The sequence below is a fragment of the Winogradskyella sp. UBA3174 genome (assembly GCF_002364335.1).
GTDB lineage: Bacteria > Bacteroidota > Bacteroidia > Flavobacteriales > Flavobacteriaceae > Winogradskyella.
Map to the genome: position 1 here is coordinate 1 of NZ_DEXW01000073.1, position 10,903 is coordinate 10,903.

General features: G+C 31.2%; 13 protein-coding genes. 1 reads left to right on the top strand and 12 read right to left on the bottom strand.

Translation table 11 applies throughout. From position 1 onward, the window contains the following. The 10 genes from B2U95_RS14000 to B2U95_RS14045 all read right to left on the bottom strand — a co-directional run. Nucleotides 1–761, bottom strand: a 761-nt coding sequence (locus B2U95_RS14000) for a discoidin domain-containing protein (RefSeq protein ID WP_296317226.1), incomplete at its 3' end; no start/stop codon positions are given. Between the two features lie 466 nt (nt 762–1,227). Next, on the bottom strand, nt 1,228–1,818 hold the full coding sequence (locus B2U95_RS14005) for an MCP four helix bundle domain-containing protein (RefSeq protein WP_296317227.1): 591 nt from the start codon (nt 1,816–1,818) through the stop codon (nt 1,228–1,230). A 127-nt stretch (nt 1,819–1,945) separates the two neighbouring features. Next, on the bottom strand, nt 1,946–2,659 hold the full coding sequence (locus B2U95_RS14010) for a class I SAM-dependent methyltransferase (RefSeq protein ID WP_296317229.1): 714 nt from the start codon (nt 2,657–2,659) through the stop codon (nt 1,946–1,948). Nucleotides 2,660–2,780: 121 nt separating this feature from the next. Further along, nucleotides 2,781–3,512, bottom strand: a complete 732-nt coding sequence (locus tag B2U95_RS14015) for an RluA family pseudouridine synthase (RefSeq protein WP_339614579.1) — start codon at nt 3,510–3,512, stop codon at nt 2,781–2,783. Nucleotides 3,513–3,761: 249 nt separating this feature from the next. Next, on the bottom strand, nt 3,762–4,517 hold the full coding sequence (locus B2U95_RS14020) for a CPBP family intramembrane glutamic endopeptidase (RefSeq protein ID WP_296317230.1): 756 nt from the start codon (nt 4,515–4,517) through the stop codon (nt 3,762–3,764). A 250-nt stretch (nt 4,518–4,767) separates the two neighbouring features. Continuing rightward, nucleotides 4,768–5,154: a hypothetical protein gene (locus B2U95_RS14025; protein ID WP_296317231.1), complete on the bottom strand. Its 387-nt coding sequence runs from the start codon at nt 5,152–5,154 to the stop codon at nt 4,768–4,770. Nucleotides 5,155–5,337: 183 nt separating this feature from the next. Then, nucleotides 5,338–5,766 carry a DUF4268 domain-containing protein gene (locus B2U95_RS14030; RefSeq protein ID WP_296317232.1) on the bottom strand — a complete coding sequence of 143 codons (429 nt, stop codon included), beginning with the start codon at nt 5,764–5,766 and terminating at the stop codon, nt 5,338–5,340. 65 nt (nt 5,767–5,831) lie between these two features. Continuing rightward, nucleotides 5,832–6,557 carry a DUF6090 family protein gene (locus B2U95_RS14035; protein ID WP_296317234.1) on the bottom strand — a complete coding sequence of 242 codons (726 nt, stop codon included), beginning with the start codon at nt 6,555–6,557 and terminating at the stop codon, nt 5,832–5,834. Nucleotides 6,558–6,805: 248 nt separating this feature from the next. After that, on the bottom strand, nt 6,806–7,480 hold the full coding sequence (locus tag B2U95_RS14040; protein ID WP_296317236.1) for a ZIP family metal transporter: 675 nt from the start codon (nt 7,478–7,480) through the stop codon (nt 6,806–6,808). A 9-nt stretch (nt 7,481–7,489) separates the two neighbouring features. After that, nucleotides 7,490–8,221, bottom strand: a complete 732-nt coding sequence (locus tag B2U95_RS14045) for a class I SAM-dependent methyltransferase (protein WP_296317237.1) — start codon at nt 8,219–8,221, stop codon at nt 7,490–7,492. Between the two features lie 145 nt (nt 8,222–8,366). Here B2U95_RS14045 and B2U95_RS14050 point away from each other — a divergent pair, with 145 nt between their 5' ends. Beyond that, the gene (locus B2U95_RS14050; RefSeq protein WP_296317239.1) at nt 8,367–9,527 is read left to right on the top strand and encodes a THUMP domain-containing class I SAM-dependent RNA methyltransferase; all 1,161 of its coding nucleotides are present in this window, start codon (nt 8,367–8,369) and stop codon (nt 9,525–9,527) included. Between the two features lie 109 nt (nt 9,528–9,636). Here the strand turns inward: B2U95_RS14050 and B2U95_RS14055 are convergent, their stop codons facing one another. Together B2U95_RS14055 and B2U95_RS14060 are read right to left on the bottom strand one after the other, a co-directional pair. Next, a complete protein-coding gene (locus B2U95_RS14055) occupies nt 9,637–10,113 on the bottom strand; it encodes a hypothetical protein (RefSeq protein WP_296317241.1) in 477 nt (158 codons plus the stop codon). A gap of 88 nt (nt 10,114–10,201) precedes the next feature. Continuing rightward, a partial coding sequence (locus B2U95_RS14060; protein WP_296317243.1) for a LytR/AlgR family response regulator transcription factor occupies nt 10,202–10,903 on the bottom strand: 702 nt, incomplete at its 5' end.

Below are 10,903 nucleotides of genomic sequence, written 5' to 3' on the forward strand. Positions count from 1 at the left end.
GAAAGACCGTCAACTAAGTAAGAACCACCTAAATCGAAGTCTATAGTGCCAGTACCATTGGTGGCATAAAAAGCAGTACCAGGATTCGCTCCTTCGTGTGATGCCGATAAACTAGGAAATGTATCTAAACCAGAACCATTAATGGTATTAATAAGGCTTGATCCAAATTCAGCAGATAATGTTGTCGTTGCAGAAACTGGATTAATGACGTTTTCGCTTGATGTGTTTGATCCAATAAAGGCGATTTCACTAATACCAGTAAAACTAGGTTCTCCATGGTTGTTTAATGCTACAATACGAATGTGAGTAGCGTTTACAACATCAAATGAGAATGTTTCTGGCAAAGCTGGTGCCGGCATTGATTCAGCCAATTCTGTCGGTGATCCAGTTATAGGTGTGAAGTTTACTCCGTCTTGAGAAGCAGAAATAATAACATCTTTCACCCCAAAGTTATTAGAACCAGGACCAATAGCATTCCAAAAGGCAAATCCTACTACATCAAAATTTCCACCAAGATCAAAATCAATAGTATTTGAACCATTGAAATATAAAATTGCGTTTGTTGGTGTATTATTTTCGTGAGTAGCAGTAATACTTGGGAATTCACTCAATCCCTCTCCATTTACAATATTTATAGGAGGTGTATTTAAAGTATTAGAAATGGACATGGTAACGCCTATTGGATTAATAATATCCTGTCCCTGCAAAGCACTGACCGAAAACAATAAGGCCATTAGGTTTAAAAGTATAAGTCTTTTCATAATAAGTATATTATTAGATTCATTAAAGCAGTATTGCTCGATATAAAAATACTTGAGCAATAAAGTTTAAGGATACTATACTTATCTAGAGGTCAATTGTTTTATCTAGTGGTAATTAGAAAGTATGAATGGTTGATTTAACGGTAATTTATCCTCTATTTGAAAAGGAAAAGGAACAAAAAATTCTTGTTATTTACACAAAAGCGTTTTTTTTAAATAAAAGGGCACACTGATTTTTTATAACTATTCTAACTCTATTTGTTTATTCTAGAAGAGGGGAATATCATTTATAGAGGAAGGTTTAGAGATATTTTTAATATTTTGAATTTAGTAATGGCTTGTCTTATACTGTTGGTATTATTTTAGGCCTTGCAGAAGGTTCCTTATTTCCATGTCATTTGGCACCTGTTTGTTTTAGGTGGTGCTGTTTGCCACTTTTTTATGATATTTCTTTATGTGATATAGTCTATTTGTAAAAGATTATAAACTGTACAGCAATACCTATAAGAATAATTACTGCAATTTCTATTTTGGATACTGTAGCTGAGGAATTTAAAGATTTTTGAGCAAACTGGGTCATAATTTGCCCTTCTGAAATCTGAATCTTAGCTAGATTATCTAAATCATTCTGAATGCGATTGAGTTTCGCTTCAATTTTAGACTTAACCTGTGCACTGTTTAGTAGTGTCTGTGATTCTTCTAATGCAGTTAATTTTTTAAAATCATCTTGAAAATTACTAAAAGCTAATTTTTCTTCTTTAGTTAATTTAGTTGATTTGAATTCTATAATTAAATCGTTTATTTTGTCATAACTAACCTTTTTGGTTGAATATTCAGAATTATTTAGAAGTAATTTTTCCTGCTCGTGAAAAATATTATTTAGTTCATAAACATAGCCTTTTGCAACTAATCTATCTTCATAAACAGAAGTTAACGAATTTTCTATAGTATTAAAACGCTTTTTATCGAGTCGATTTGTTGCTAAAACGAGTAGAAAAACAATGGCAAATGAAAACCCGATTTTAACACGATTACTTATAGAAATTTTATTGCCCATATTATGTAAGTTTACCTACCAAAAATAATGTAAATACTACTTTTATTATAATATTTAACACATCTTTATATAAATTAATAGTCTCTTTTTTAGAGGCTATTAATTTATTTTATAAAGTCATTATAATCTATTCTTTTATAAAAACCATACAATGTTGCCAAGGTAAGTTACTTATGTTTTTTTTAAGTTTAAAGCCTACTGCTTTCATTTCTTTTACGGCTTGTTCCTCTGTCATTTTATGTATTTTTTTAATAGGAATAGTAGCATCTTCTCCTCGATACTCTACTAAATAAATTTCTCCATCTTTTCTAAGTGCATTTTTCATAGACATCATCATTTCATAAGGATAATTAAATTCATGATACACATCTACCATTAGTATTTTATCTACAGAATTTTTAGGAAGATTAACCGTCTTTTCACCGCCTAAAACAGTCACAATATTAGCGCTTTGCTTATAGTTTGGATGTGTTAGTAAGGCAACTAACATTTCTTCTTGTATATCTACAGCAAAGACAAAACCATCTTTGGCAACTGGTGCCATTTTAAATACGTGGTAACCAGAGCCAGCACCAATATCTGCAATAGAATCACCAAGCTTAATATCCATATTTTTAATAAGCTTTGAAGTGTTTTCTTCTTCCTCGCGTTCAGGACGTTCTAACCAATTAATACCTTGAAAGCCCATAACATAAGCTATTTCTCGTCCCATATACCATTTACCAATGCCATTTGGGTCACCTTTTTTGTACGTATAGTGATTTTTTTGCTTACTCTCTTGTGCAACAGCTTGGTGCATTAGAAGTGGTGCCAATAATAGTAATAAGATATACTTTTTCATGAAAATAATAGAATTAAAATTTAAAGATAAGTACTACATTTTATAAGACTATTAAGATTTGGTTAAAAGAAGAAAGCGTATCGTCTTAATAGTTTACTTAAGATTACATTACAACTTAGATTTATTTCAAATTAAATAGTTTTTGAAACCTTTTAGGTAATTCATCTTTTATATAGAGCTCTTCATTTGTAAATGGATGTATAAATTTTAAAGAATAGGCATGCAAATACAAGCCTTTTCCATTTAAAATTAGAGGTTCAATACCATAGTCTTTATCCCCCAATATGGGATTTCCTATGCTCGATAGATGTTTTCGTAACTGGTGTCGTCTACCGGTTAGTGGTTCTAATTTTACTAAGTTAAGTTTACCAAATCGTTTTGAAGTAACCGATTGGCAAAGCTTATAATTCGATTGTGCTATTTTACTGTCAATATCTGAAGTAATTTCCCCTTCATTGTTTATGTCTCCAATAGTAACCGCATGGTAGGCTTTCTTAATTGCCTTGTTTTCAAATAGTTTATTTAGAGCACGAATACTACTACTCGTTTTTCCGACTAATAAAACACCTGTTGTAGCAAAATCTAATCGGTGAACAGGTTGTGGTTTTGTTCCATCAAATAGTTGACTTCGTTTTAGATTTTGAGTTAATGCATTGGCAACGGTTTTAAAACTATTGCCGCTAACTAAAATACCGGCAGGTTTATGAATCACAGCTAAGTAATCGTCTTCAAATAATGCCTTAAGTTGAAATACTAGTTTCTTCTTTGTACTCTGGTCTTCTGGAACAGATAGCGTAATGCATTCTCCACCATTTATAAAAGTAGCCGAAGTAGCAATACTACCATTAACCATAATATACTGTTTCTTAAGTGCTTTTTTTAATGCAGATTTTGTAACAGCTGAACTGAAAACACCAACACCATAGTCTTGGAGTCGAATAGGAGTTACAAGCTTTTTGGGAACATTATGTGATTCGGTTGGTTTGATTATGTTTTTTTAAGGTTTAAAAATCATTTTTTTCTTGGTTTACTAAACAATTTAACAAATATAAACCGAATAGTAAATCTACAAGGGTTTTCTTAATTAGTCTATAAGTAACAATTACGTGCTTTGTTTAGTAATAGTATTTTGTTTTTCCCATTTCTTTATGATTAGAAACCACAAAACAACAGAAATACCAAAAATTATTAGTTTTTCGGTTCCGTTAATTCCATTTTTTATTAATGCATTGAACATCATAATTTGAATAACTAGATGGAAACAAGCACAAGCTATTATGGACTTTGTTGATTCTGCTACTTGTCCAATTCCCCAACTTCCAAAAACCATCATTCCAAAAAAGAAAAGATTATCACCAACAGTTGCTTTCGTTAAGAAAGTTAAATGCCACAAGTACCATAGAAAACCTATTATTAGATATTTTTGCCAGGATTTTATGGCTTTTAATTCCTCTTGTAAGTAACCTCTCCAGCCGTATTCCTCCATTATACAGTAGATCAAAGTTCCGATTACAGCTATGAAACCATAAAGATGTGCGTCTAGTTCAAAGTCATTTTTCACACCAATTATTGTTAAAATCACAATTGGGATAGTTAGCATTATTAGACTTTTTGATTTTGATGTTCCAAAAAGCGTAATCTCTGTTTTTTTCTTTTTCTTCAATAATGAAATTGCTATTAATGCACCTATAATGACTCCGCTGCCTTCGAGAAGAACAGAAGTTAGTATAAAAATCCAAGTTGGTAATCTTTCTAATTCGGATTTGAGTTCAAAAATATCAAACCTAAAAATATTGGAAATTGTTATTGCAATTATCAGAAAAACTAGTATTCTTTTTAAATTAATATCTCCAATCATTTTTTAAGTATTAGATTAAGATGTAAAAATTTAAAAATAATTAGTTAACAAAGATTTTTATTCACTCAATTGTAATTTATCAGTGCTGAGTTGTCTTTATAGTTTCACAAATGTGCTTATTGATGTTTTTTTGCTGTTAAAAATCCGATTTACTTTCCGATAGTTAGGGAATATAATTAATTCAGTTAAATTTTTGTTTGAGAAAATCCGCAGTAGTATATATACCGTATTGTGCCTAGTTTGTAATCAATTAATTTATAGTCTTCTCAAAAATAAATTTTCCTAGTTCTGATTTAAGGTCAATTTTGTTTGAGTCAAACTTTAATACTTCAAATTTCAAATCAGACTCTCCTATTAATTTAACCTTTATCAATTTCGTTGTCGGATTGTATTCCCATGTGCCTTTTGCTGAATCCGTATCAATAATTTCTGTTTTGAAAGTTCCATCTTCTTGTAATTCAATTGTCCATTTATTCACAATTGTATTTTCTAAATACTCAAGCCCTAATGCTGGAATTTCCATTTTATCTAAAACATCTGTACATGTCCATTTGCCAATTAGTTCGTTTTTATTCTGTTCCTTACAATTCAAGAAAATACTAGTAAAAATGATAAGTATTAAGATGTTTTTTTTCATTTTTGATAAAATTAAGTACAACTCATTATATAGCAACTCCTATTATTCATATCCCTAAAATATAACAGATTAAAGCATTTTTTTGTTACCGTTCCGTTCTCTTATAAACAGAATTTTTTGATAGCAATATAAAGGGCTTTATTTAGGTGCTTTTTTACTAATTATTCTATTTGTAGGACACGATTAGTCTTTTATTATATCGCGATATTCTTCAAAAAAAGCTTCAAATAAAGTCATCTTTGTATTAAAGAATTCCATAACATCTCTCCATGTATTTTTGTTATGTATTGACACCTTTTGTTCTAATGATAAATAGATGCGTGAGATTTCTTTGCCGTTTTCTAAATAGTATTCTTCTTCGTAAATGGCATCTGTTAAGTAGTCTTTTTGTAGAATATTTTTTAATGTGACTAATTTTTCCCAGCAGTTAATTCTGTTTTCGAGATGATCCTCTAAGTCTAACGCAATTAAAGCAGAATTTGTATCGAAATGAAATTTAAGAGCAACGCCTTTAATTTTAGTATCGTATAAGACCCATTTTGTTGGGAATGATTTTCCGAAACTGGTCCAGAAGTCTTGTCTTAGTATGCGGCTTTCTTCTTTTGAGAACATTTAATAGCTGTTGTGTATTTGATTGAAGAATTTTTTATTAAGATTAGTTTGTCTTAAAGAGACCATTAAGACTTTTGTTCTTGTGCAATCATTTTCTTTAATTCTTCAGAGGCCCTAATAATTCCTTTTAATTTACTTACCATCAGATAACTGTGAGTTCTTGTGTAATTTACAAATTGTCTAAACTCAATATAGTTTTGCGATCTAGAGTTAAATACCCACTGATGCTGTTTTAAAGCATTCTCTGGGTTCTTTAGATACATATAATTAAAATCAAACCAGCCTTTATAACATTTATCTTGAAACTTGGTGACGTTTTCGCTATAATTTAAATTATAAAACGATTCTCTATCACATAATTGGTAGTAGCGCTGAATTTCTGTAACTAGACTATCTGAACCTATGGAGTACAAACTCCCAGTATTTTTTAATTCTTCAAAGACAGACGTATTTAAATTAAAGGTGTTAACGAAGAATATTGGCATTATATGAGAAACAATCATATAGTCTAGGTCATTTAATTCTATACCACGATCTAAAATCTTAACTAAGCTGTCCGTGAATTTAAGTCTACTTTTAAAACTTATGTTGGTAGAGTCTAATAGGTAGGCACGATCTATATTTAAATCTAATTCTTTAGATAGTTTTGTTAATAGTAAGGTGTTTCTATTTTTATTAAGTCTTTGAGAATTCCAATTACTTATGGCTAGAGCTATAAGAATCCCAATAACTACTAGAATAATCTCACCAATTGCATATTTAAAGTATTTACTGGTTTTGTTTTGACTCATAAGGTCTAAGCGGATTTTGCGAAAGAATTTAAACATGAATTTAATTTAGGCTTAAATTTAGTGATAATTTTCTTGTTTTGTCGGTTAGATAGTTCCGATACTTTTGTCGGAATGCACTGCGAGAAGCTTAACAGAGCTAGCAAGAACTACTTTGTATGAAGCATTATAGGTTCTCGATACAAATTTATCAGATTATCATCTGCTAAATTCACTCGAACTGACGAACCTAAATTAACTTATTGAGTATATTAAATAAAATAAGCAATTAAAATACCCAAACAAATCGCAACCAACTTCGATAAATTGAATTTATGACCTTCGCCAGTTTCAAACAGAATGGTTGTAGAAATATGGAAAAATATACCAATAACAATAGCATTAATAATATCTACATAATCTGCGACAAAGACGGTATTGTTCGAAATAAACGTACCTAAAGGTGTCATTAAACCAAACACGATTAAGAAGCTTACAATCTGAAGTTTAGTAAATTTAGATTGTAATAAAAATGCTGTAACTAAAGCCGCAATTGGTATTTTATGAATTAACACTCCATATACCATATCATTGTGTTGGTGAATCGGAAACCCTTCTAAAAAACTATGAATACATAAACTAACAAAAAGTAGCCATGGGAATTTAGTATCCTCTTTATGAATATGTAAATGACCATGCTCAGCACCTTTAGAGAAAAACTCTAAAATAATCTGTAGCAGAATACCACACATTATATACAAACCTGTTTGCTTGGCTTCTAAATGATGATACACTTCTGGCAGCAAATCAAACAACGTTAATGCCAATAAAAATGCACCACTAAAAGACAAAAGTAACTTTGTACCAATAGACTTTTGCTTTTTAGTTATAAAAGCAATGATGACGCCAATGATTATGGCATATACAGGAAGTAAGTACTTATTCATGCTTGTAATTTACTTAAAAATCATAATCAAACGTTCTGATGTTTTAGAATAGTATTTGCGTAATTTGTAATCGCCAAAAACATCTAACAAATACACACCAGCTTTTTCGAACAGGGTTTCAAAGTCCTCTAAGGTAAAGGCTCTAACGCGTTCTTGAAATTCATAATCTTCTCCATCGACTTCAAAATGTATATCTTTTACGATATAGCCATCCTTTAATCTTCGTTTCTGATTAAAGTCAATACCTTCGACCGTTTTTACATTTTCTTCCACTAAATTTTCAAGAATATAATTCACATTCATAAAGTCAATAACTCCAAAACCATTTTCATTCAGTTCCTCTTTAATGGACTTTATAGTTTCAAGATTACAATTTTCATCTTCAAAATAACCAAAACTAGTAAAAAGATTGAAAACGGCATCAAATGTATCAGGATAGGGTTTACTCATATCGTGTACATTAAACTTAAGCGTTTCGTTTTCAAATTGCTTGGCGTGTGCAATGCTTTGTTCAGACAAGTCCACACCTGTGAGATTGTAGCCTAGTTTATTAAGATAAACAGAATGTCTGCCTTTACCACAGGCTAAATCTAATATTTTACCACCTTCTGGAATATTTAGGTAGTTGGTAAGATTATCCATAAACACCTGGCCTTCCGAATAATCTCTGTCTTTATATAAAATATGGTAGTAAGGCGTGTCAAACCACGAAGCGTACCATTGTTTTTTTGATTTAGTCATATTGTTAAATGTCCTGCAAAAATAGTGTAAATTTGCAATCTAATTGCTCGCTTAACGAGATTTGAATATAATGATACACATCTAAAACGGATGCTGTTTTCAATTAATTCCTAATGAGCTTGCTCTAAGGTATTTTATTTAGCACATGGATAATAATTTTAAAATGGTTGCCAAAACTTTATTTGGCTTCGAAGATATTTTAGCAAAAGAATTAACTCAGCTAGGCGCTATAGAAGTAGAGACTGGTGTCCGAAATGTTAGCTTTGTTGGTGATAAAGGATTTATGTACAAAGCTAACCTAGGCTTGCGTACTGCTATTAAAATCTTAAAACCTATTAAAACGTTTAAAGTTAATAGAGAAGATGATCTTTATAAGAACGTTAAAAACATGAAGTGGGAGAACTATTTGAAAGCAACAGGTTCTCTTGCTGTTGATGCTACGGTTCATAATAGTGTGTTTACGCATTCACAATACACAGCTTTAAAGACCAAGGATGCAATAGTAGATCGTTTTAGAGAGAATGATGGTGTACGACCAGATGTAGATTTACGTTTTCCTGATGTAAAAATAAACGTGCATATAGATAGAGAGCGTTGTACTATTTCTTTAGATACGTCTGGAGAATCGTTACACAGACGTGGTTATAAAACAGCAACGAACATTGCACCAATTAACGAGGTCCTTGCTGCTGGTTTAATTATGATGAGTGGTTGGGATGGACAAACCGATTTTATGGACCCAATGTGTGGTAGTGGAACCATGTTGGCTGAAGCTGCTATGATTGCATGTAATATTCCGCCAAACCTAATGCGAAAGGAATTTGCTTTTGAACGTTGGAGCGATTGGGATGTAGAATTGTTTGAAAAGATTGAAGAATCACTTTTGAAAAAAACACGAGATTTTCATCATAAAATTATAGGTTACGATAAATCACCTTCTGCTATAGCTAAAGCGACAGAGAATATTAAGAATGCGCATTTAGATGAGTTTGTTCATATTCAGCATGAGGATTTCTTTAAAACGCAAAAATCTGGAAGCGATAAGCTACACATGGTTTTTAATCCTCCTTATGGAGAGCGTTTAGAGAATTTGAATGTCGAAGAATTTTATGGCGATATTGGTACAACGCTTAAGCATGGTTATCCTAACACCAATGCTTGGTTAATTACCTCTAATCTCGAAGCGTTGAAGTTTGTAGGTTTACGCCCTTCTCGTAAGATAAAAGTCTTTAATGCGAAGCTTGAAGCGCGTTTAGTGAAGTACGAAATGTACGAAGGCAGTAAGAAGGCTAAGAAAAATCTTTAGACTTTAGTGTTAATCTGCTGTTTTGTCTTCAGTTCTAATTTTCAGAGTACAATTTTGCGCCTTTACGATTTAGCGATATAAAATTCTTAGAAACTGATTAATTACACCTTTAGCGTTCTAAGTGCTCTAACTGCAAATTATAATCGTATTGTAAATCTTCATGCAACACACTAATCTTTTTCTTAATAGAAAATATCTGTCTTTCATAGAGATTGCTCAAAGTAGTATTTCTATGAATTGAAGGTTTTAATTCATTTAAGCGTTCGCAAAAATAGAGTAGGAGCTCAACTTCTGTTGTTTTCTTTAAAGAGTAACGACTATAGACTCTAATTTGTCTTAGAATCTTTCTAATCGTCTTTTTCATGTAGAAGTAGCTATCTGAGTTTATACCTTCAAAAAGTTCGTCTAAAGACGTTTTTACACTAACAATGTAACCATCTTCATCGTGAGACTCAAAAAGTAAATAGGTGAGTAGTGCTTTATTTTCTTTTTTGAATTTTCCCAAACGCAAGCACAATTCTAAAAGCTCAGCCTGAGATAAATGCTTTAGTTCCTTTTTAATAGTGACGATAGATTCTATTTTCATCGGGTTAGAAATTATAAATTGTGGAATGCTTAAATTATACTTTTGAGCGGTATTTAATTCTTTTTAAATGCCTAGAATGGGCTTCATGCTACAAATTTAAGGCTTTTAAAACAGATTGCTTATAGGTTTGTCCAATAGGTATTACATGTGCATCTACAGTGATTTGATTGCCAGAAAGATGATTCATTCTGTTGAGATTAATACTGAATGATTTATGTGTTCTCAGAAAATTATTTGGTAAGTTTTCTATTAGTTTTGAAAACGTACTATGTGTTATAATTGTTTTGTCTTCAGTATGTAATTTTACATAATCGCCAAATGCTTCAACATATTGAATGTCTTTATAGAATACTTTGTGTAAGGCTTTATTTTCCTTTAAAACAATAAAATCATCGTCATTTTGAAGGCTAGTCTCATTACTAAGTGCTTTATTTATAGCTATTAAGAAGCGTTCATAAGCTATTGGTTTTAGCAAGTAATCAACAGCATTAACTTCAAAACCATCAACGGCATATTGCGGATAAGCTGTAGTGAAAATAACCTGAGGTGGATTTTTTAGATTTTTATAAAAATCTAATCCAGATTGCTGAGGCATATTAATATCTAAAAACAGTAAATCTATTTGCCCATGTAATTGTAAATATTTAAAGGCTTCAGGGGCATTATTGCACGTGGCTTTTAAATCTAAAACCTTAGTCTCTGCGACAAAATGTTGTAGCACGCGTTGCGATGATAATTCATCGTCTACTATTAAGCATGTTATTGACTTCTTAGACTTCATTAGTGATGT